This window comes from Hydrogenophaga sp. (genome assembly GCF_035481345.1).
Taxonomy (GTDB): Bacteria; Pseudomonadota; Gammaproteobacteria; order Burkholderiales; family Burkholderiaceae_C; genus Hydrogenophaga.
Window position 1 is genome coordinate 1 of the sequence record NZ_DATIGV010000036.1, and the last position, 20,448, is coordinate 20,448.

Here is a 20,448-nt window from a genome sequence, read left to right on the forward strand (position 1 = left end):
AGCCCCATCCGCTGCCATGCCCCCGCCCGAGCCCGAGCCTGCCCCGACCGCACCCCTCACCCGATGGTGGCGGGGTGCCGTCGTCTACCAGATCTACCCTCGCTCCTACGCCGACGCCAACGGCGACGGCATCGGCGACCTGCGCGGCATCTGCGAGCGGTTGGACCACATCCAGGCGCTGGGCGCCGACGCCATCTGGGTGTCACCCGTCTTCCGCTCGCCCATGGCGGACGCGGGCTACGACATCAGCGACCACTGCGACATCGACCCGCTGTTCGGCACGCTGGCCGACGCCGACCACCTCATCCACGAAGCCCACGCGCGCGGCCTGCGCCTCCTGTTCGACTTCGTGCCCAACCACACCTCGGACCAGCACCCCTGGTTCGTCGAATCGCGCGCCTCGCGCGACAACCCGCGGCGCGACTGGTACATCTGGCGCGACGAGCCCAACAACTGGCGCGCCGCCCTGGGCGCCGGCAGCGCCTGGACCTGGGACGAGCTCACCGGGCAGTACTACCTGCACCTGTTCCTGTCCCAGCAGCCCGACCTGAACTGGCGCCACCCGCCGGTGGTGGAGGCCATGCATGGCGTGCTGCGCTTCTGGCTCGACCGCGGCGTGGACGGCTTTCGCATCGACGTGGCGCACTGCACCGGCAAGGACGCGTGTTTCGCCGACCACCCGCGCTGCCTGGCCGGCGAGCCGCTGTCCAGCTTCAACGACCACGAGCACAGCCACGAGGTGCTGCGCGGCATCCGCCGCGTGGTGGACGCCTACGCGGATGAGCGCGTGCTGGTCGGCGAGGTCAACATCCGTTCCACGGAGAGCGTGGTGCGCTACTACGGCATCGGCGACGAGCTGCACATGTCGTTCAACTTCCCGCCGCTGGACGCGCCCTGGGACCCGGTGGTGTTCCGCACCTGCATCCGCGAGGTGGAGCGGCTGATGCGGGCCGAGCACGTCTGGCCCACGTGGGTGCTGTCCAACCACGACAACGTGCGCCACCGCAGCCGCTACGGCGGCTCGATGCGGCGCGCGCGCGCCGCCGCGCTGCTGCTGCTCACGCTGCGCGGCACGCCCTTCATCTACCAGGGCGAGGAGCTGGGGCTGGAGGACGCCGCCGTGCACCCCGAGCGCCGCGTGGACCCGGGCGGGCGCGACGGCTGCCGCGCGCCGCTGCCCTGGCGGCGCGCCGCGCCGCACGGCTGGGCCGGCGCCGAGCCCTGGCTGCCGTTTCCCCCCGATGCCGGCGCGCTGTCGGTGCAGGCGCAGGAGGCCGAGCCCGACTCGATGCTGCAGTGGTACCGGGCCTTGCTGCGCGAGCGCCGGGCCTGCGCCGCGCTGCGGCTGGGCGACTGGGAGGAACTGCCGGGGCCGCCCGAGGTGCTGGCCTATCGGCGCCGCCACGGCGAGGACGAGCGCGTGGTCTGCATCAACTTCGCCGCGCACGCCCTGCTGGTCGAGCTGCCGGGCGCGTGGCGCGTGCGGCTCGCCACGCAGCCGGGCCGCGAGGGCCGCGACTACGACGGCACCGTCCATGAGGAACAGGGCCTGCTGCTGGCCCCGGCCGGGGGCGCGCCATGAAGGACTGGTACCGCAGCGCCGTCATCTACCAGGCCGACGTCACGCACTTCCAGGACAGCGACGGCGACGGCGTGGGCGACCTCGCGGGCCTGGTGGAGCGGCTGCCCTACCTGCGTGGCCTCGGCGTCACCTGCCTGTGGCTGACGCCGTTCTACGCCTCGCCGTTTCGCGACGGCGGCTACGACGTGGCGGACCACATGGCGATCGATCCGCGCCTGGGCACGATGGCCGACATGGTGGCCGTGCTCGAAGCGGCCGAGAACCTCGGCATCCGCGTCATCGTGGACCTGGTGGCGCAGCACACGTCCGACCAGCACCCCTGGTTCCAGGCGGCGCGCCGCGACCGGCACTCGCGCTACCGCGACTACTACGTCTGGAGCGACGAGCCCGAGGCCACCGACGTCAAGCCGATCTTTCCGACGGTGGAGAACAGCGTCTGGGCCTGGGACGAGGCCGCGGGCCAGTACTACCGCCACGTCTTCTACCGCCACGAGCCGGACCTCAACCTCGCGCACCCGGCGGTGCGCGAGGAAATCTTTCGCATCATGGCCTTCTGGCTGCGCATGGGCGTGGCGGGCTTCCGCGTGGACGCGGCCTCGCACATGATCGAGCGCGCCAAGCTGGCCGACCCGCGCGACGACGGCTACTGGCTCATGAACGAGCTGCGCGCCTTCGTGCAGGCGCGCAACCCGGAGGCCGTGCTGTTCGGCGAGGTCGACGTGCCGCCGCGCGACTACGCGCGCTACTTCGGCGACGGCGACCGCCTGAGCCTGGTGTCGAACTTCTGGCTCAACAACCACCTGTACCTTGCGCTGGCGCGCGGCGCCGCCGAGCCGCTGCAGCGCGCCCTGCGCCGCCAGCCGCGCGCGCCGGCCGGCGCGCAGTACGCCGTGTGGGTGCGCAACCACGACGAGCTCGACCTCGAGCGCCTGAGTCCTTCGGAGCGCCAGGAGGTGCTCGATCGCTTCGCGCCCGAGCCGGGCATGCGCATCTACGACCGCGGCATCCGCCGCCGGCTGCCGCCGATGCTCGATGGCGACGCCGACCGCATCGCGCTCACGCACGCGATCGTCATGTCCTTGCCGGGCACACCCATCGTGCGCTACGGCGACGAGATCGGCATGGGCGACGACCTCTCGCTCGCGGAGCGCCACGCGGTGCGCACCATCATGCAGTGGTCGGACGAGAGCAACGCCGGCTTCTCCACCGTCGCGCCCGAGCAGTTGGACCTTCCGCTGATCGACAAGGGGCCGTTCCGCTACCAGCGCGTCAACGTGTACCAGCAGGCGCTCGACGACCGCTCGCTGCTCGCGCGCATCGGCAAGATGGCGCGCGCGCGGATCGGCTCGCCCGCGATGGGCAGCGGCCACTTCCGCGTGCTCGGCACGGACTGCCCCTCGGTGCTGGCGATCGAGCACCGCGGGCGCCTGCCGCAGGAAACCCTGATCACCTTGGCCAACCTGGCGCCCAAGGCCGTGCGCTTCGCGCTGCCCGGCCGCGCGCTGGAGACCCTGGTGGACGTGCTGTGCGACGGCCCCTACGCGCGCAGCGATTCGCAACCCGGCCGCCTGACGCTGCACGCCAACGGCTACCGCTGGCTGAGGCGGCGCCGCGACCGCGCCTGAGCGCCGAGGCACTGGAGGATTCGCCATGGAACACATCGGACAACGCCTGTGGGTGATCGCGGAAGGCTACATACCGGCCACGAGCACCGGCCCCGCGCCCCAACTGACGAGCCACGAGACCGCCTGCCTGCTCAACACCGGCGAGCGCGACGCGCAGGTCGAGATCACGCTGTACTTCGCTGACCAGGAGCCCGTGGGTCCCTATCGCCTGACGGTGCCCGCGCGCCGCTGCCGGCACCTGCGCTTCAACGACCTGGAGTCGCCCCGTCCCGTGCCGCGGGACACCGACTACGCCAGCGTCATCCGCTCCAGCGAGCCTATCGTGGTGCAGCACACGCGCCTGGATTCGCGCCAGGCCGAGCTGGCCCTGATGAGCACCATGGCCTACGCGGCCGGCTGAGGGCGGCCGTGTCCACCAGCCGCATCGGCTTTCACGCCTCGCACGAGCAATTCGCACCGGGCGAGCTGCTGCGCTGCGCCCGCCTGGCGGAGCAGGCCGGTTATGCGGCCCTGAGCTGCTCCGACCATTTCCACCCCTGGAGCGCGCAGCAGGGCCAGTCGGGCCATGCCTGGTGCTGGCTGGGCGCGGCCCTGGCGAGCACCGCCTTGTCGGCCGGCGTGGTCACCTGCCCGTTCGGCCGCTACCACCCCGCCGTGGTGGCGCAGGCCTGCGCCACGCTGGCCGCCATGTTCCCCGGGCGGTTCTGGGTGGCGGCCGGCAGCGGCGAGGCCTTGAACGAACACATCACCGGCCGGTTCTGGCCATCGAAGGCGGGGCGCCAGCAGATGTTGCAGGAGTCGGTGGAGGTGATGCGCGCACTGTGGCGCGGTGAAGAGGTCGACCACGACGGCGCCGTGCGTGTCGACCGCGCGCGCCTGTACACGCTGCCCGAGCGGCCGCCGCCGGTGTTCGCGGCGGCCCTGACGCCGCAGACCGCGCGCTGGGCGGGCGGATGGGCCGACGGCCTGATCATGGTGTCGGGTCCGCGCGATCACATGCGCGCCACCATCGAGGCCTTCCATGAGGGCGCGGGCGCGGCGCGGCCGGTGTATGTGCAGGCCAAGATCGCCTGGGCGCCGCCGCCCGGTGGCGAGCGGGCCGCGCGCGAGATGGCGTTCGAGCAGTGGCGCACCAATGTTCTCGACAGCCAGGCGGCGGCCGAACTGGCCACGCCAGCGGCGTTCGAGGCCCGGGCCGCCAGCGTGCGGCCACAGGACATGGATCGCGCGGTGCGCATCTCGGCCGACCTGGGGCGCCACGCGGCCTGGCTGGCCGAGGACTTCGAACTCGGCGCCGAGCGCGTGTTCATTCACAACGTCGGCACCAACCAGCAGGAGGCGCTGGCCGCGTTCGCGGCACAGGTGCTGCCGCGCATCGCCCGGGCCGGGGCCTGATCGGTGGCCGGCTCAGCCGCAGGCCGCGCGAACGATCTGGCCGGTCCTGGTGTCGGTCTCGATGGTGACCCGCTCCTGTCGGAAGTCCATGGTCACCGCCTGGCCGGGCTGGATCTGCCGCACGAGGGTGGCGCCGGTGAGCCGGCGGGCTTCGGCGTCGCTGACGGCGGGTTTGCCGACGAGCGCTTGCGCGGCGTCGGGCCGGCAGGCGCCGGCGGGGCCGCCCGGCGCGGGCTGGGCCGGGCTCTGGCAGGCCGCGAGGCCGAGGCTCAGCAACGCGGCGGCGCCGGTGGCGAGGGATGTCGGTTTCATGGGGGGTCCTCCCGGGTCAGGTGTCGGCGAACGTCGGTGGGCGTGGGCGACCGAGGGCGTTCGCGCGTGGAGGCGGTGGAGCGGGTGAAGGGAATCGAACCCTCGTATGAAGCTTGGGAAGCTGCCGTTCTACCATTGAACTACACCCGCGGCAGGGGCGGATTCTAGCGTCTCGCGCGCGCCATCCTGCCTCACGCCGCCCCGGTGGCGATGGGCGCGCCGGGCCGGCTGCACCACTCGCTCCAGGAGCCCGGGTAGAGCGCCGCGCCGCCCAGGCCCGCCACGGCCATGGCCAGCAGGTTGTGGCAGGCGCTCACACCCGAGCCGCACTGGTTCACCACGGCCTCGGGCGAGCGCCCTTCCAGCAGGGCCTCGAATTCGGCGCGCAGTTGCGCGGCCGGCTTGAAGCGGCCGTCGGCCTGCAGGTTGTCGCGGAACAGGCGGTTGCGCGCGCCGGGGATGTGGCCACCCACCGGGTCCACGGTTTCGTTCTCGCCGCGAAAACGATCGGGCGCCCGCGCGTCCAGCACCAGCCAGCGCGGCGCATCGACGTTGGCGCGCAGCTGCTCGTAGCCGACGGTCTTTTCCAGCGAGGGCCGCGCTTTCAAGGGCGCGGGCCGGGGACGCGGCGGCGCTTCGGTGCTCACGGGATGCCCGGCCGCCTGCCATGCGCCCAGGCCGCCGTCGAGCACGGCCACGGCGTCGTGGCCGATCCAGCGCAGCGTCCACCACAGGCGGGCGGCGTACACGCCGGCGCTGCTGTCGTAGGCCACCACCGGGGTGTCGGTGCCGATGCCCAGCGCGCCCATGGCCTGCATGAACAGCAGCGGATCGGGCAAGGGGTTGCGGCCGTTGTCGCCGCTGCGTGGGCCCGACAGGGTGCGGTGCATGTGCACGTGGTGCGCGCCCGGGATGTGGCCGGCTTCGTAGGCGCGCACGCCGGCGTCGGCGTCGCCGAGCTCGCTGCTGCAGTCGAGCACGACCGGTGCTTGCGGGGAGCGCAGGGCCTGAGCGAGTTCGCCGACGCTGATGAGGGTGGTGTGGTTCATGGGGAGAAGGGGAATCAGGCCTTGTGGCCGCTGAGCTGGCTGCCCGCGTCGTCGCGCAGCCGCAGGCAGGCGGGGGTGGCCAGGGAACCGATGAAGGCCAGGGTGAGGAAGGCGATGCCGTAGTCCGGCGGCGCGGCCTCGGCCCGGCCGGCGGCGCGCGCCGCCAGCGTGACCACCACCGAGGACAGCGAGATGCCGACCATGATGGCGAGTTGCCACACCATGGTGTTGAGCGTGGTGGCCGCGCCGATGCGCACGGGTGGCAGCTCGGCGTAGGCGATGGCCGCCACGGCGTTGAACTGCACCGCGCGGAAGAAGCCCGCGATGGACACCGCCAGCGCGATGGCACCCAGGCCCCAGTGGTCGCGGAACAGCGCACACACCACCAGCCCGGCCACGCACAGCGAGCCGTTGACCAGCATCACGCGGCGAAAGCCCCAGCGGCGCAGCATGGGCGTGGTCTGGGTCTTGGTGAGCATGGACACCACACCGCTGGCCAGCAGCACCAGGCCACTTTGCACCGGTGTGTAGCCCAGGCCCAGTTGCAGCATGAGCGGCAGCAGGAAGGGCAGGGCGCCGTAGCCCACGCGCAGCAGCGAGCCCGACCAGAACGAGGCCGCGAAGGTGGGCACGCGCAGCAGCGACAGGTCGAGCATGGGCAGGCGCACGCGGCGGCTGCGGTACCCGTAGGCCAGCACCAGCAGCGCCATCGGCGCCAGCCAGACGACGAGGCCCGGGCGGCCTTCGCGCACGCCCTCCAGCACCACCACCACGATGGCCAGTGCGCCACCGAGCAGCAGCCACGACAGCGCGTCGAAGCGGCCGTCGGCGCTCTGGCGGATCTGCGGGAAGGCGCGCAGCGAGCCCAGCAGGCACAACAGCGCGATGGGCACGTTGATGAGGAAGATCCAGTGCCACGACAGCCAGGTGGTGAGCAGACCGCCCAGCGGCGGCCCCAGCATGGGGCCCGCCATGGCCAGCGTGATCATCCAGGCCAGCGCGTTCACCAGTTGCGGCTTGGGCGTGACGTGCACGATGGACGTGCGGCCCACTGGCACCATCAGCGCGGCCGAAGCGCCCTGGACCGCGCGCGCCGCCACCAGCATGGGCAGGCTGGTGGACAGCGCGCACATCAGCGAGCTGAGCGCGAAGACGCCCAGCGCGGCCTGGAACACGGTGCGCGTGCCGAAGCGCGAGGCCAACCAGTCGCCCGTGGGGATGAAGACCACGCTGCACAGCAGGTAGACCGTCATCGTGAGGTTCAGGCTCAGCGCATCGACGCCGAGGCTGGCGGCGATGTCCGGAATGGCCGGCGCGATGATGGTGGAGTCCAACTGCTCCATGAAAAAGGCCAGCCCCACCGTGAGGGGGAGCAGGCGCTGGCTCATGAACGCACGCCCATGCCGGGCGCGGTCGGGTGGTGTTCGGGTGCGCAGGTCATCCAACGAGCTTACTGCGTGACCTGGATGCCACTGGTCTTGACGAATTCCGACCACTTGCGCGCGTCGTCCGCCACCTGCTTGCCGAACTCGGCCGGCGAGTTGCCGCCGGGCTCGGCGCCCACGGTGGCCATGCGCTTGCGCATCTCCGGCGTCTGCAGGGCCGGGCGCAGCACGTTGGCGATGCGCTCGACAACGGCCGGCGGCGTGCCGGCCGGCGCGAACAGGCCGCTCCAGCCGGTGACGTCGAAGCCCGGCACGCCCGACTCAGCGATGGTGGGGATGTCGGGCGTCTGCGGGTAGCGGCGCGCGCTGGTGAGCGCAATGGCGCGCAGCTTGCCCGACTGCATCCAGGTCAGTGCGTCGGAGTAGTTGGCGAAGCTCATGTGCACGTCGCCGGCCGCGGCGGCCGCCACGGCGGGCGCGCCGCCGCGGTAGGGCACGTGGATCATGTTGAGGCCGAGCTGGTGCTTGAGGATCTCGCCCGCGAACTGCGTGAGGCCGCCGGCGCCGCCGAAGTTGAGCTTGCCCGGGTTGGCCTTGGCGTAGGCGACGAATTCCTTGAAGTTGCTCACCGGCAGCGAGGGGTTGACCATCAGCACCAGCGGGTTGGTGTTGATGAGCGTGATGGGCGCGAAGTCCTTCACGCCGTCGTAGCCCACCTTGAAGATGTACTGGTTGAGCGTCTGCGGCGCGGCCAGGGCCAGCAGCAGGGTGTAGCCGTCGGGCGCGGCCTTGGCCACGAACTCGGTGCCCAGGCTGCCGGCGGCGCCGGGCTTGTTCTCGATGATCACCGGCTGCTTGAGTTCGTCCTGCAGCGCCGGCTGGATCATGCGCGCGACGATGTCACCGATGCCCCCGGGCGCGTAGGGCACGACGATGCGGATGGCCTTGGTCGGCCAGGTGTCGTTGGCCAGGGCCAGCGGGCTCGTGAGCGAGAGGCCGGCGCCGAGCAGCGCCAGTGCCGCGAGGCGGCGCGAGAGCGTGGGTGTCATGGGGTGTGTCTCCGAAACGTTGTGGGGGCGATCAGAGCGGATAGACCATCAGGGTGTCGACCATCCGCGAATCCAGCACGACGCGTCTTTGCGCGATTCGCCATCCCTGGGGGCCCGGCCTGAGCACGTCGTCGTAGCGACCGGTCGCGAAGACCTCGGTCTGGCCGGTGTGCATGGTCCGGTAGATCACGAAGGACGAGCGCACGGCGCATTGCCCGTCGGCCTTCGGTTCGATCAGCGGACGCCCCACCACGTGGCGGTGGGTGTGGTTCTCGAAGATGTTGGCGATGCGCAGCGCCTTGATGCGGTCGTCCATCATGCCGCGCCCTTCGCACAGCACGATGCCGATGGGCATGCCCGCCTCGACGTTCTGTCGCGTGGTGACGTGGTAGGTGGCGTCGTCCTCGAAGTAGGCGCTCCAGTCCTCGAACAGGCCATCGTCGAGCGTGTGGCAGTAGCGCTCCAGGAAGTCGGCGATCTGGTCCGTGCTGCTGCTCATTCGTGGAACCCCATGATGGTCTGGTAGCCGTGCCAGAAGCCGCGCACGGCCGCTTCGGTGGCGCGCGAGGACTCGTTCGATTCGGCGAGCCTGCCGCCCATCTCGATGAACGAGGCCTTGTCGTCGGAGCCGCGCGTGCCGCGCTGCACGAAGGAGTTGATGCAGCCGTCTTCCAGCGCGACGAGGCCCGCCGCGCCGGTGAGGTTGGCCTGCATCACGCGCATCTTTTCCTGCTCGGGCGTGTCGGTCTCGTAGCCCAGGAAGACCCAGTAGAGCTCGGTCTTGTCCACGCCGCGCGGCACCACGAAGCGCACCGCCAGGGAGTTCAGCGTGAGCTGGCTCACCAGCGTGGGGAAGATGGTCTGGATGCTGTGCGTGATCTGGTCGTCAAAGCCGTCCCAGGCCTGCAGCAGCTGCGGGCCGTCGAGCTCGGAGCTGTACTTGGCGGAGTGCACCTCGGCGCTCGTGTACTCGGCGGCGGCGTCCAGCGTGGCGCGCTTGCTGTAGCTGATGTGGTGCCACTTCTTGTCCGACAGGATGATGCCGCCGTCCATGTCGAGGCGGTTCACCTTGAAGGTGGTGTAGAAGGTGTGCAGCAGCGTGGCGTGGTAGGAGTCGCGCACGTTCTCGGCGTACAGCTTCCAGTTGTTGTGGATCATCTGGCTGTGCGTGCCGAGGATCTTCAAGGGGTGGTCCATGTTGCGCTTGAGGAAGGCGGTGATGCGGTCGCCCAGGAACTCCTCCAGCGGCGGCGCCTCGTCGGAGAAGGTGCCGAAGACGATGCCCGCGACCACCGACACGCGGATCGGCTGCAGGCGGTGTTTCGACACGTCGAAATCCTCGGGCATGCCGCCCTTGCCCTTCACGCCCTTCTGGAAGGCCACGCCGCGCAACTGGCCGTCGAGGCGGTAGTTCCAGGCGTGGTACACGCAGGTCAGCGACTTCTTGTTGTCGCGCTCCTTCAGGCACACCAGCGCGCCCTTGTGCGCGCAGCGGTTGACCATGCCGTGCAGCTCGCCGTTCTCGTCGCGCGTCACGATGATGGGCGTGTCGCCGATCCACGAGGTGCGGATGTCGCCGGGGTTCTTCACCTCCACGGTCAGGCACAGGTAGTGCCAGACCGGGCCGCGGAAGATCTTCTCCTGCTCCATCTGGTAGATGGCGGGGTCGGAGAAGACGCGGTAGGGCACGCGCGTGGCACCACCGGCGGGCCAGCGCAGGCTCACGGGCGGGGCGACGGTGGCCTGGGTGGCGTGAGCAGTGGCCTCGGGCGCGGCGTCGGCGCACGCGGCGGCGTCGTGCAGATCGCAGTGGGTCGTTTCCATGTCTCGTGGGGGCTTGAGGGGATCAGAGCTGCGGATGCTAGGGACGCGTCACCCATAAGTCGATAAGATGAACGCGATCAGCGATATCTGGAATGCAGATGGGACAGGACGCCACTCCCCGATTCGATCTCAACCTGTTGCGGGTGTTTCTCGCGGTGTACGAAGCCAGGAGCGTCGGCGGCGCCGCGCAGGCCCTGAACATGAGCCAGCCCGGCCTGAGCACCGCGCTGGCGCGCCTGCGCCGGCAATTGGGGGACCCGCTGTTCCTGCGCGGCGCCACGGGCATGGAGCCCACCAGCCGCGCGCGCAGCCTGGCCGATTCGGTGCGCGGCATCATGCGTGCGGTGGACGCCGAGGTGCTCAAGCCGCCGGTGTTCGATCCCACCACTTCCACGCGCGAGTTCCGCATCGCGCTCACCGACATCGCCGAGGGCATCTACCTGCCCATCGCGCTGCGGGCGCTGAAGGAAAACGCTTCGCGCATGAGCCTGCGTTCGGTGTTCATGTCGCCGCGCGAGCTGGAGGAGGCCATGGCCGCGGGCGAGGTGGACATGGCCGCCGGCTTCTACCCCGACATCAAGGGCTCGGCCTTCATGCACCGGCGCATCGCGCTGCACTCCTTCGCCTGCATCGCGGCCACGCGCCACCCGGAACTGGGCGAACGCATGACGCCGGATCAGTTCGCGCGCCTGCCGCACGTGGTGGTGGAGGCCACCGGCCGCAGCCAGGAGGTGTTCGACCGCTTCCTGCAGCGGCGCCAATTGCAGCGCGACGTGGTGCTGCGCACGCCGCACTTCATGAGCGTGCCCGTGATCGTGGCCGAGAGCGATGCGGTGGCCGTGGTGCCGCAGGCCCTGGCCGATTTCATCATCGACCACCCGCGCATCAAGCAGGTGCAACTGCCGTTTCGCCCGCCCACGTTTCAAGCCAACCTGTACTGGCACCGCAGCGCGCACACGGACCCGGCCAACCAGTGGCTGCGCCAGGCGCTGATCCGCGAGTTTCCGCGCCTGCAGGCGCGCGCTTACGACCGCAACGGCCGCGCGGCGAACGCGCCTCGGGAATGAGGCTCAGCCCGCCACGGCGGGCAGCGTGCGCATCCACTCGTCCAGCACGCGCGCGAGTTCATCCGGGCATTCGGCCGCGCTGATGTGCGCGGCCTCCACCTCGACGATGCGAGCGCCCGCGATGTCGGCGGCGATGGCCTGCGACTGCGCCAGCGGCGTGGCCAGGTCGTGCCGGCCCGCGACGATGAGCGTGGGCGTGGTGATGCGCCGGTTGCCGGGGCGCAGGTCCATGGCGGCGATGGCCTCGCAGGCGCGCACGTAGCCCAGCGAGTCGGTGTCGAGCAGGCTCTGGCGCAGGCGTGCGACCACCGCCTGGCCGCCGGTGCTCTGGCGGAACGCGGGCGTCAACCAGCGGTCGATGGACGCCTCGGCCACGGCGGGCATGCCCGTGGTGCGCACGGCCTGGATGCGTGTGTCCCACAGCGTGCGGTCGGCGTAGTGCGGGGCGGAGTTGATCACCGCCAGGCCGCGCAGCAAGGAGGGATGCCGCGCCGCCAGGGCCTGGCCCACCATGCCGCCGAGCGACAGGCCGGCGAACACCACGGGCGCGGACGAGACCGAGCGGATCACGGCGGCCGCGTCGTCGGCGAGGTCGTCGATGGTGTAGGGCGTGTCGGGGTTCGGGCCCTGGCCGTGGCCCCGGTGGTCGTAGCGGACCACGCGGTAGCGCGGGGCGAGCAGGGCCGTGAGTTCATCCCACATGTGGCGGTCGAGGGCGAGTGCGTGGCTCAGGACCACCGTGGGTCCTTGTCCGTCCTGGCTGATGTTCATGCGTGTCTGGCGTGGCGTGAGGGATGCCGGGCAGTCTACGGGCCGGGGTGGCGCGTGTGCATCGCTGCGGGCGATACGCGATATCTCGCTGAGCGAGTGCGCGCCCGTGGGCGGGGACGGTTCAGGCGAACAGCCGCTGCGCGTGCACGCCCAGGCCCCGGGCCACGCTGGCGTCGCGGTCGCCGTGCACGGCGGCGGCGGCCGGCAGGTGGGCGGCGATGCGGTCGGTGAGCGGCTTGAAGCCGGTGGAGCCGCCGGTGAAGTACACGGCGTCCACCGCGTCGGCGCGCACGCCCGCGGCCTGCAGCGTCTCGTCGGCCGCTGCCACGATGCGCTGCAACTGCGCGTCCAGCGCGTGCCTGGCCTGCGGTTCATCGAGCGTGGCGTGCAGGCCCGGCGCCAGCCGTGCCAGGTCGATGCGGGTGGCGCCGCCCTGGGCGACGGCAATCTTGGCCGTCTCGGCTTGTGCAGCCAGCGCGTGGCCCAGGCGCTCGTTCACCACGGTCATCAGGCGCTGGTGCTGCTGCGCATCGGCATAGAAGGAGCGCATGCGGCGCAGCTCGGCCACGCGCGGCGCGCTGTAGACCGTGTTGATGAGGTGCCAGGTGGCGAGGTCGAAGTACACGCGGCTGGGCACCTCGCGCGGCGTCTCGCCGGGGCGCGCGGGGCCCAGGCCCTTGTAGCCGCACAGCGGCAGGATGCTGGCGAGTTCGATCTGGCGGTCGAAGTCGGTGCCGGCGACGTGCACGCCGTGGTTGGCCAGGATGTCGTCGCGGCGGTCCAGCCGGTGGCGGCGCTCGGGGCCGACGCGCACGAGCGAGAAATCCGAGGTGCCGCCGCCGATGTCGGCGACCAGCACGAGCTGCTCGCGCTGCGTGGTCTGCTCGAAATCGAGCGCGGCGGCGATGGGCTCGTACTGGAAGCTCAGTTCGCGCAGGCCGACGGCGCGCGCCGCATGCTCCAGGGCCTGCTGCGCTTGCGCGTCGCGCGCCGGATCGCCGTCGACGAAATAGACCGGCCGGCCCAGCACCGCGCGCTCCAGCGGCGCGTCGGCCTGGCGCTCGGCCAGCGTTTTGAGGTGGCGCAGGTAGCTCGATACCACATCGAGGTAGCGCACCGACCGGCCGGCACCGACCTCGGTGCTCTGCTCAGCCAGGCTGGAGCCGAGGATGCTCTTCATCGAGCGCATGAGCCGGCCCTCGTGCCCTTCCATGTAGGCGGCCAAGGCGTCGCGGCCATAGGCGAGCTGCGGCTCCTCATGCGCCGCCAGGCCCTCCACGCGGTAGAACACGGCGGTCGGCATGGTGTGGCGGCCGGGCTCCACCTCGATCAGCTCGATGCGGCCTCGCGTCGACAGCGCGATGGCGGAGTTGGAGGTGCCGAAGTCGATGGCGCAGAAGGGCGGGGCGCTCAAAACCCCACCGCTTGCCCATCTCGCCGCGAGTCGCTCGCGGCCACGTAGCCGTCCTCGATGTCCTCGCTGAGGCGCGCGATGAACTGGCCGCTGCCGAAGTCGAGGTAGGTGTCGGCGGTGGGTTCGAAGCGGTGGCCCAGGGCCTTGAGGCCGTCGCGCAGCGCGGGGGCCATGGTGGCCTCGAAGTCCACGTCCAGGCCCTTGCTCCACTTCCAGCGCGGCGCGTCGCTGGCGGCCTGGGGTTGCTGGCCGTGCACCAGCATGCGTACCAGGGTCTGCACATGCCCCTGCGGCTGCATGTTGGCGCCCATCACGCCGAAGCCCATCACCGGCCGGCCCTCGCGCGTGACGAAGCCGGGGATGATGGTGTGGAAGGGCCGCTTGCCCGGGGCCACCTGGTTGGGGTGGCCGTCCTGCAGGGTGAAGCCGTGGCCGCGGTTCTGCAGGCTCACGCCCCAGCCCGGCACCACCACGCCGCTGCCGAAGCCCAGGTAGTTGGACTGGATGAGGCTGACCATGCGGCCCTGCGCGTCGGCGGTGGTGAGGTAGACCGTGCCGCCGCGCGGCGGCTGGCCCGGGCCGGGGTCGATGGCGCGCGTGGGGTCGATGAGCTTCGCGCGCTCGCGCAGGTAGGCCGGGTCGAGCAGATCGGCCGCGCGCACCTCGGTCATGAAGCGCTCGTCGGCCACCCAGCGGTAGGTGTCGGCGAAGGCGATCTTCATCGCCTCGATCTGCAGGTGCTGGCCTTCGATGCTGTCGGGCTCGAAGCGGCCGATGTCGAGTTGTTCCAGCATGCCCAGCGCCATCAGCGCGGCGATGCCCTGGCCGTTGGGCGGTAGCTCGTGCACGGTGTGGCCGGCGAAGTTCACCGCGATGGGATCGACCCACAGCGCCCGGTGCGCGGCGAGGTCGCTGGCGCGCAGTTGCGCGCCGTGCTCGCGAGCGAAGGCGTCGATGGCGGCGGCGATCTCGCCGCGGTAGAAGGCCTCGCCGCGCGTGTCGGCGATGGCGCGCAGCGCGCGGGCGGCGTCGGGGAAGCTGAAGCGCTCGCCGGCGTGCGGCGCGCGGCCGTGCGGCAGGAAGGCCTGGGCGAAGCCGGGTTTGTCGTGCAGCAGGGGCACGGCCTGTGCCCACTTGTGCGCGATCACCGGTGCCACCGCGTGGCCGCGCTCGGCCAGTTCGATGGCGGGCGCCATCAGGTCCGCGAAGGGCAGGGCGCCGAAGCGCTCGGACAGCGCGGCCCAACCGCCCACCGCGCCCGGCACGGTCACCGCGTCAAAGCCGCGCAGCGGGATCTGGCCACCGTGCTTGCGGTCGAAGTAGTCCTTGCTCCAGCCCATGGGCGACAGGCCCGAGGAGTTCATGCCGTGCAGCCGTTCGCCATCCCACACGATGGCGAAGTTGTCGCTGCCCAGGCCATTGGAGCAGGGCTCCACCACGGTGAGCGCGGCGGCGGTGGCGATGGCCGCGTCGATGGCGTTGCCGCCCTTGAGCAGCATGCGCAGCCCGGCCTGCGCGGCCAGCGGCTGCGTGGTGGCGACCACGTTGCGCGCCATCACCGGCGCGCGCGAGACGGGGTAGGGGTTGTTCCAGGTGAAGCGCATCGGGTGTGTCACTTCAGCACATCGCCCAGGCAAAGGAACTTGATCTCGACGTAGTCGTCCATGCCGTGGTGCGAGCCCTCGCGGCCCAGGCCCGACTGCTTGACGCCGCCGAAGGGCACGTGTTCCGTGGCCAGAATGCCCACGTTGATGCCCACCATGCCGTACTCCAGCGCCTCGCTCACGCGGAAGATGCGGCCCACGTCGCGGCTGTAGAAGTAGCTCGCCAGGCCGAACTCGGTGTTGTTCGCGGCGGCTATGGCTTCCTGCTCGGTCTCGAACTTGAAGATGGGCGCGAAGGGGCCGAAGGTCTCCTCGCGCGCGCACAGCATGTCGGCGGTGGCGCCGGCCACCACCGTGGGCTCGAAGAACTGACCCTGCAGCTTCTTGCCGCCGGCCACCACGGTGCCGCCCTTGGCGAGCGCATCGTCCACGTGGCGCTGCACTTTCTCCACCGCCGCGTCTTCGATCAGCGGGCCCTGCACCACGCCGTCCTCGAAGCCGTTGCCCACCTTGAAGGCCTTGACCTTGGCGGCGAACTTCTGCACGAACGCGTCGTACACGCCGGCCTGCACGTAGAAGCGGTTGGCGCAGACGCAGGTCTGGCCGGCGTTGCGGTACTTGCTGGCCAGCGCGCCTTCCACGGCGGAGTCCACGTCGGCGTCGTCGAAGACGATGAAGGGCGCGTTGCCGCCGAGCTCCAGGCTGAGCTTCTTCACCGTGGGCGCGCACTGCGCCATCAGGATGCGGCCGACCTCGGTGGAACCCGTGAAGCTCAGGTGGCGCACGGTGTCGCTGGCGCACAGGGCCTTGCCCACGGCGATGCTCTGCTGCGAATCGGCGGTGATGACGTTGAGCACGCCCGCCGGAATGCCCGCGCGCATGGCCAGCTCGGCCGCGGCCAGGGCCGTCAGCGGCGTGAGCTCGGCGGGCTTGATGACGACGGGGCAACCCGCGGCCAGGGCCGGCGCGACCTTGCGCGTGATCATGGCCAGGGGGAAGTTCCAGGGCGTGATGGCCGCGCACACGCCGATGGGCTGCTTGAGCACCAGCAGGCGGCGGTTGGGGTCGAAGGTGGGCAGGGTCTCGCCGTTGATCCGCTTGGCCTCTTCGGCGAACCACTCCACGAAGCTGGCGCCGTAGGCGATCTCGCCCTTGCCCTCGGCGAAGGGCTTGCCCTGCTCGGCGGTGAGGATGCGGCCCAGGTCTTCCTGGTGGGCCATGAGCAGGTCGTACCACTTGCGCAGCAGGTTGGCGCGTTCCTTGGCGCTGCGGGCGCGCCAGGCCGGCCAGGCCTTGTCGGCGGCGGCGATGGCGGCCTCGGCGTCGGCCGCGCCCAGGTTGGCCACGTCGGCCAGCTTCAGGCCGGTGGCGGGGTCGTGCACGTCGAAGCGGGCGCTGCCCTTGACCCACTGGCCGTCGATCAGGCCATCGGTCTTGAGCAGGCTCGGGTCCTTCAGCAGGGCCAGGGGGGAAGTCTTCATGTCCATGGGAGTCTCCGTTGGGTCTCGCGCGGCAGCGGAAAAATCGGGGGAAAGGCTGAAATTTAACTTGTTAAGTAAATCGGGGCGATTGTGCGCTGGTTCCAGGGCCGAGCATAGTCCTGCGGCATGTTGGAAAATAGCGGGTTCGCGTGCTCAGCACGCGCCCGATACCCGCAGTCAGAAAAGGCCCCCATGACCGCCCCCGTCTCCGTCGCCGACATCCGCAAGAGCTTCCTGGACTTCTTTGCCTCCAAGGGGCACACCGTGGTCCCGTCCAGCCCCCTGGTGCCGGGCAATGACCCCACGCTCATGTTCACCAACTCGGGCATGGTGCAGTTCAAGGACGTGTTCCTGGGCACCGACAAGCGCCCCTACGTGCGCGCGGCCTCGGTGCAGGCCTGCCTGCGCGCCGGCGGCAAGCACAACGACCTGGAGAACGTGGGCTACACCGCGCGCCACCACACCTTCTTCGAGATGCTGGGCAACTGGAGCTTCGGTGACTACTTCAAGCGCGAATCGCTCAAGTGGGGCTGGGAGCTGCTGACCGAGGTCTACCAGCTGCCCAAGGAGCGCCTGCTGGCCACCGTCTACCACGAGGACGACGAGGCCTTCGACATCTGGACGAAAGAGATCGGCCTGCCGCCCGAGCGCGTGATCCGCATCGGTGACAACAAGGGCGGCAAGTACAAGAGCGACAACTTCTGGATGATGGCCGACACGGGACCTTGCGGCCCCTGCTCGGAGATCTTCTACGACCACGGCCCGCACATCCCCGGCGGCCCCCCGGGCAGCCCCGACGAAGACGGCGACCGCTTCATCGAGATCTGGAACCACGTGTTCATGCAGTTCGACATGAAGGAAGACGGCAGCGTGGTACCCCTGCCCGCGCCCTGCGTGGACACCGGCATGGGCCTGGAGCGCCTGGCCGCCATCCTGCAGCACGTGCACAGCAACTACGAGATCGACATCTTCGAGGCGCTGATCGCGGCCGCCGCGCGCGAGACGCGCACCACGGACCTCGCCAACCCCTCGCTCAAGGTCATCGCCGATCACATCCGCGCCACCGCCTTCCTGGTGAGCGACGGCGTGATTCCGAGCAACGAAGGGCGCGGCTACGTGCAACGCCGCATCATCCGCCGCGCCATTCGCCACGGCTACAAGCTGGGGCAGAAGGCGCCGTTCTTCCACAAGCTGGTGCCGGTGCTGGCGCAGCTCATGGGCGCCGCGTACCCCCATCTCGCGAAGCAGGCGCAGCGCATCACCGAGGTGCTCAAGGCGGAGGAAGAGCGCTTCTACGAGACCCTGGCCAACGGCATGGAGATCCTGGACGCCGCACTGGCGGGCGAACAGAAGGTGCTGCCCGGCGATGTCGCCTTCAAGCTGCACGACACCTACGGCTTCCCGCTCGACCTCACCAACGACGTCTGCCGCGAACGTGGCGTAACGGTGGACGAGGCTGGCTTCAACGCCGCCATGGAGCGCCAGAAGGCGCAGGCGCGCGCGGCCGGCAAGTTCAAGATGGACAAGGCGCTGGAATACAGCGGCGCGGGCAACGCCTTCGTGGGCTACGACCAGCTCGAAGCCCCGGCCAAGATCGTCGCGCTGTACCTGGACGGCACCTCGGTGGCCGCGCTCAAGCAGGGCCAGAGCGGCGTGGTGGTGCTCGACAGCACGCCCTTCTACGCCGAGAGCGGCGGCCAGGTGGGCGACGAAGGCCTGATCGCCGCGGGATCGGCACGCTTCGCGGTGAGCGACACCCAGAAGATCAAGGCCGACGTGTACGGCCACCACGGCACGCTGGAGCAGGGCACGCTCAACGTGGGGGACGCGGTGAACGCGCAAGTGAACACCGCCCAACGCGCTGCCACCGTGCGCAACCACAGTGCCACCCACCTCATGCACAAGGCCCTGCGCGAAGTGCTGGGCGATCACGTGCAGCAAAAGGGCTCGCTGGTGAACGCCGAGCGCACGCGCTTCGACTTCGCGCACAACGCACCGCTGACGGACGAGCAGATCCGCCGCATCGAAGCCCTGGTGAACGCCGAGATCCTGGCCAACGCGGCCACGCAGGCCCGCCTGATGGACATCGAAGCGGCCCAGAAGACCGGCGCCATGATGCTGTTCGGCGAGAAGTACGGCGACACCGTGCGCGTGCTCGACATCGGCAGCAGCCGCGAACTCTGCGGCGGCACGCACGTGCAACGCACGGGCGACATCGGCCTGTTCAAGGTGGTGGGCGAAGGCGGCGTGGCCGCCGGCGTGCGCCGCATCGAGGCGGTGACGGGCGAGAACGCGCTGGCCTACCTGCAGTCGCTGGAGCGCACCGTGGCGCAGGCCGCGGGCGCGCTGAAGGCACCGGTGGCCGAACTCACCACGCGCGTGGGCCAGACGCTGGAGCAGATCAAGGCGCTGGAGAAGGAGATCGCCGCGCTCAAGGGCAAGCTCGCCTCGAACCAGGGCGACGAACTGCTGGGCCGCGCGGTCGACGTGAAGGGCCTGAAGGTGCTGGCCGCCACGCTGGATGGCGCCGATGCCAAGACGCTTCGCGACACCATGGACAAGCTCAAGGACAAGCTCAAGAGCGCGGCCATCGTGCTGGCGGCGGTGGACGGCGGCAAGGTGCAACTGGCGGCCGGCGTCACGGCCGACAGCGTGGGCAAGCTGAAGGCCGGCGAGCTGGTGAACTTCGTCGCCCAGCAGGTGGGTGGCAAGGGCGGCGGCAAGCCCGACATGGCCATGGCCGGCGGCACCGACCCGAGCGGGCTGAGCCAGGCGCTGGCCTCGGTGCAAGGCTGGGTGGCCGAGCGGGTCTGACCCGCCGCGGCCCTCAGCCCGCCTGCGCCACCACCCCTTCGTCGATCAACGCATCGATCTGCGCATCGCCGTAACCGGCCTCGCGCAGCAACTCGCGTGTGTGCTCGCCCAGCAGCGGCGCCGCCGTGCTGGCCGGCGTGGGCGTGGCGCTGAAGTGAATGGGGCAGCCCACGCCGCGCGTGGGCCCGGCCTGCGGGTGCACGGTCTCCACCACCATGCCGCGCGCCAGGGTCTGCGGGTGGCTCAGGGCCTCGCCGATGCTGTGCACCGGCCCGGCCGGCACCCCGGCGGCGTCGAAAGCGGCCTGCCACTCGGCGCGGCTGCGGGTGCGCACCACGGCGTTGATCAGCTGCACCAGTTCGTCCAGGTGCGCCATGCGGTCGCTGTTGCTGGCGAAGCGCGGGTCGGCGCGCCACGCGGGGTGGCCCAGCACCTCGCAGATGCGCTCCCAGTTGGCCTGGTTGGCGCCGCCGATGTTGATCCAGCCGTCGCTGGCCTCGAAGGCCTGGTAGGGCGCGGTGAGCAGGTGGGCAGAGCCGGTGGGCGCGGGCGAGCGCTGGGTGGCGAACCACACCGCGGCGTGCCAGTAGGTCTGCTGCAGCGCCGCGTCGGCCAGCGAGGTGTCGACGATCTGGCCCTGGCCCGTTTTCAGGCGGTGGATGTAGGCGGCCAGAATGCCCACGGTGGCAAGGATGCCGGCGTTCATGTCCGACACCGCGCTGCCGCTCTTGGCTGGCGGACGGCCGGGCTCGCCGGTGATCGACATCAGCCCCGCGAAGCCCTGCGCGATGAGGTCGAAGCCGCCCTTGTCCGCGTAGGGCCCGGTGCGGCCGTAACCGGTGATGGCGCAGTAGATGAGGCCTGGGTTGATGTCGGCCAGCGCGTCGTAGCCCAGGCCGAGCTTGTCCATGGTGCCGAGGCGGAAGTTCTCGATCAGCACGTCGGCGCGCTGCACCAGGCGCTTGAGCACCTGCTGGCCACGTTCCAGCTTGAGGTTGAGCGCCAGGCCGCGCTTGTGGCGGTTGAGCATCATGAACGGCGCCGACACGCCATTGACCTGCGGGTCGCGGTAGCCG

At 70.6% G+C, this 20,448-nt stretch carries 17 protein-coding genes and 1 tRNA gene; 6 read left to right on the forward strand and 12 right to left on the reverse strand.

The genetic code is table 11. The features are described 5' to 3' along the window. Positions 1-16: 16 nt before the first annotated feature. From VLG41_RS03525 to VLG41_RS03540, 4 genes are read left to right on the forward strand one after another with little or no spacing between them, the layout of a single operon-like run. Positions 17-1,582 (forward strand): alpha-amylase family glycosyl hydrolase, encoded by a 1,566-nt coding sequence (locus VLG41_RS03525; protein ID WP_414652431.1) that lies wholly within the window; start codon positions 17-19, stop codon positions 1,580-1,582. Then, the gene (locus VLG41_RS03530; RefSeq protein WP_325348013.1) at positions 1,579-3,207 is read left to right on the forward strand and encodes an alpha-amylase family protein; all 1,629 of its coding nucleotides are present in this window, start codon (positions 1,579-1,581) and stop codon (positions 3,205-3,207) included. Before VLG41_RS03525 ends, VLG41_RS03530 begins: the two co-directional genes overlap by 4 nt. Positions 3,208-3,232: 25 nt before the next feature. After that, a complete protein-coding gene (locus tag VLG41_RS03535) occupies positions 3,233-3,607 on the forward strand; it encodes a sensory rhodopsin transducer (RefSeq protein ID WP_325348014.1) in 375 nt (124 codons plus the stop codon). Positions 3,608-3,615: 8 nt separating this feature from the next. Further along, on the forward strand, positions 3,616-4,602 hold the full coding sequence (locus VLG41_RS03540) for a TIGR03885 family FMN-dependent LLM class oxidoreductase (protein ID WP_325348015.1): 987 nt from the start codon (positions 3,616-3,618) through the stop codon (positions 4,600-4,602). 12 nt (positions 4,603-4,614) lie between these two features. Here the strand turns inward: VLG41_RS03540 and VLG41_RS03545 are convergent, their stop codons facing one another. The 7 genes from VLG41_RS03545 to VLG41_RS03575 form a co-directional block, all read right to left on the reverse strand. Beyond that, on the reverse strand, positions 4,615-4,914 hold the full coding sequence (locus VLG41_RS03545) for an I78 family peptidase inhibitor (RefSeq protein ID WP_325348016.1): 300 nt from the start codon (positions 4,912-4,914) through the stop codon (positions 4,615-4,617). Positions 4,915-4,990: 76 nt separating this feature from the next. Next, a tRNA-Gly gene (locus VLG41_RS03550) sits at positions 4,991-5,064 on the reverse strand. 41 nt (positions 5,065-5,105) lie between these two features. Further along, complete coding sequence (locus tag VLG41_RS03555; protein ID WP_325348017.1) at positions 5,106-5,963, reverse strand: sulfurtransferase; 858 nt, start codon at positions 5,961-5,963, stop codon at positions 5,106-5,108. Between the two features lie 14 nt (positions 5,964-5,977). Continuing rightward, a complete protein-coding gene (locus tag VLG41_RS03560; RefSeq protein WP_325348018.1) occupies positions 5,978-7,351 on the reverse strand; it encodes an MFS transporter in 1,374 nt (457 codons plus the stop codon). 62 nt (positions 7,352-7,413) lie between these two features. Then, positions 7,414-8,397 (reverse strand): tripartite tricarboxylate transporter substrate binding protein, encoded by a 984-nt coding sequence (locus tag VLG41_RS03565; protein WP_325348019.1) that lies wholly within the window; start codon positions 8,395-8,397, stop codon positions 7,414-7,416. 31 nt (positions 8,398-8,428) lie between these two features. Continuing rightward, positions 8,429-8,896, reverse strand: a complete 468-nt coding sequence (locus tag VLG41_RS03570; RefSeq protein ID WP_325348020.1) for an aromatic-ring-hydroxylating dioxygenase subunit beta — start codon at positions 8,894-8,896, stop codon at positions 8,429-8,431. Continuing rightward, a complete protein-coding gene (locus tag VLG41_RS03575) occupies positions 8,893-10,221 on the reverse strand; it encodes an aromatic ring-hydroxylating oxygenase subunit alpha (RefSeq protein WP_325348021.1) in 1,329 nt (442 codons plus the stop codon). The genes VLG41_RS03570 and VLG41_RS03575 overlap by 4 nt, the downstream gene beginning before the upstream one ends. Before the next feature lie 92 nt (positions 10,222-10,313). On the opposite strand from VLG41_RS03575, the gene VLG41_RS03580 reads away from it, so the two are divergent. Next, positions 10,314-11,288 (forward strand): LysR family transcriptional regulator, encoded by a 975-nt coding sequence (locus tag VLG41_RS03580; RefSeq protein ID WP_325348022.1) that lies wholly within the window; start codon positions 10,314-10,316, stop codon positions 11,286-11,288. 3 nt (positions 11,289-11,291) lie between these two features. Here the strand turns inward: VLG41_RS03580 and VLG41_RS03585 are convergent, their stop codons facing one another. The 4 genes from VLG41_RS03585 to VLG41_RS03600 all read right to left on the reverse strand — a co-directional run bounded on the left by VLG41_RS03585 (position 11,292) and on the right by VLG41_RS03600 (position 16,564). Beyond that, a complete protein-coding gene (locus VLG41_RS03585) occupies positions 11,292-12,059 on the reverse strand; it encodes an alpha/beta fold hydrolase (RefSeq protein WP_325348023.1) in 768 nt (255 codons plus the stop codon). Between the two features lie 121 nt (positions 12,060-12,180). Further along, on the reverse strand, positions 12,181-13,473 hold the full coding sequence (locus VLG41_RS03590; RefSeq protein WP_325348024.1) for an Hsp70 family protein: 1,293 nt from the start codon (positions 13,471-13,473) through the stop codon (positions 12,181-12,183). After that, on the reverse strand, positions 13,470-15,077 hold the full coding sequence (locus VLG41_RS03595) for a gamma-glutamyltransferase family protein (protein WP_325348025.1): 1,608 nt from the start codon (positions 15,075-15,077) through the stop codon (positions 13,470-13,472). The genes VLG41_RS03590 and VLG41_RS03595 overlap by 4 nt, the downstream gene beginning before the upstream one ends. An 8-nt stretch (positions 15,078-15,085) precedes the next feature. Next, the gene (locus VLG41_RS03600) at positions 15,086-16,564 is read right to left on the reverse strand and encodes an NAD-dependent succinate-semialdehyde dehydrogenase (protein ID WP_325348026.1); all 1,479 of its coding nucleotides are present in this window, start codon (positions 16,562-16,564) and stop codon (positions 15,086-15,088) included. 186 nt (positions 16,565-16,750) lie between these two features. Between VLG41_RS03600 and alaS the strand changes: the two genes are divergently transcribed. After that, the gene (alaS, locus tag VLG41_RS03605; protein ID WP_325348027.1) at positions 16,751-19,372 is read left to right on the forward strand and encodes an alanine--tRNA ligase; all 2,622 of its coding nucleotides are present in this window, start codon (positions 16,751-16,753) and stop codon (positions 19,370-19,372) included. A 13-nt stretch (positions 19,373-19,385) separates the two neighbouring features. Here the strand turns inward: alaS and VLG41_RS03610 are convergent. Then, positions 19,386-20,448: CoA transferase (locus VLG41_RS03610; RefSeq protein ID WP_325348028.1), on the reverse strand; the 1,063-nt coding region annotated here is incomplete at its 5' end.

Bases quoted from the DNA above. Each gene is read 5' to 3' on its own strand.
- VLG41_RS03565 (WP_325348019.1), bottom strand. From the start codon at position 8,397: ATGACACCCACGCTCTCGCGCCGCCTCGCGGCACTGGCGCTGCTCGGC.
- VLG41_RS03530 (WP_325348013.1), top strand. From the start codon at position 1,579: ATGAAGGACTGGTACCGCAGCGCCGTCATCTACCAGGCCGACGTCACG.
- VLG41_RS03545 (WP_325348016.1), bottom strand. From the start codon at position 4,914: ATGAAACCGACATCCCTCGCCACCGGCGCCGCCGCGTTGCTGAGCCTC.
- VLG41_RS03535 (WP_325348014.1), top strand. From the start codon at position 3,233: ATGGAACACATCGGACAACGCCTGTGGGTGATCGCGGAAGGCTACATA.
- VLG41_RS03595 (WP_325348025.1), bottom strand. From the start codon at position 15,077: ATGCGCTTCACCTGGAACAACCCCTACCCCGTCTCGCGCGCGCCGGTG.
- VLG41_RS03575 (WP_325348021.1), bottom strand. From the start codon at position 10,221: ATGGAAACGACCCACTGCGATCTGCACGACGCCGCCGCGTGCGCCGAC.
- VLG41_RS03525 (WP_414652431.1), top strand. From the start codon at position 17: ATGCCCCCGCCCGAGCCCGAGCCTGCCCCGACCGCACCCCTCACCCGA.
- VLG41_RS03580 (WP_325348022.1), top strand. From the start codon at position 10,314: ATGCAGATGGGACAGGACGCCACTCCCCGATTCGATCTCAACCTGTTG.
- VLG41_RS03585 (WP_325348023.1), bottom strand. From the start codon at position 12,059: ATGAACATCAGCCAGGACGGACAAGGACCCACGGTGGTCCTGAGCCAC.
- VLG41_RS03555 (WP_325348017.1), bottom strand. From the start codon at position 5,963: ATGAACCACACCACCCTCATCAGCGTCGGCGAACTCGCTCAGGCCCTG.
- VLG41_RS03600 (WP_325348026.1), bottom strand. From the start codon at position 16,564: ATGGACATGAAGACTTCCCCCCTGGCCCTGCTGAAGGACCCGAGCCTG.
- VLG41_RS03560 (WP_325348018.1), bottom strand. From the start codon at position 7,351: ATGAGCCAGCGCCTGCTCCCCCTCACGGTGGGGCTGGCCTTTTTCATG.
- alaS (WP_325348027.1), top strand. From the start codon at position 16,751: ATGACCGCCCCCGTCTCCGTCGCCGACATCCGCAAGAGCTTCCTGGAC.
- VLG41_RS03570 (WP_325348020.1), bottom strand. From the start codon at position 8,896: ATGAGCAGCAGCACGGACCAGATCGCCGACTTCCTGGAGCGCTACTGC.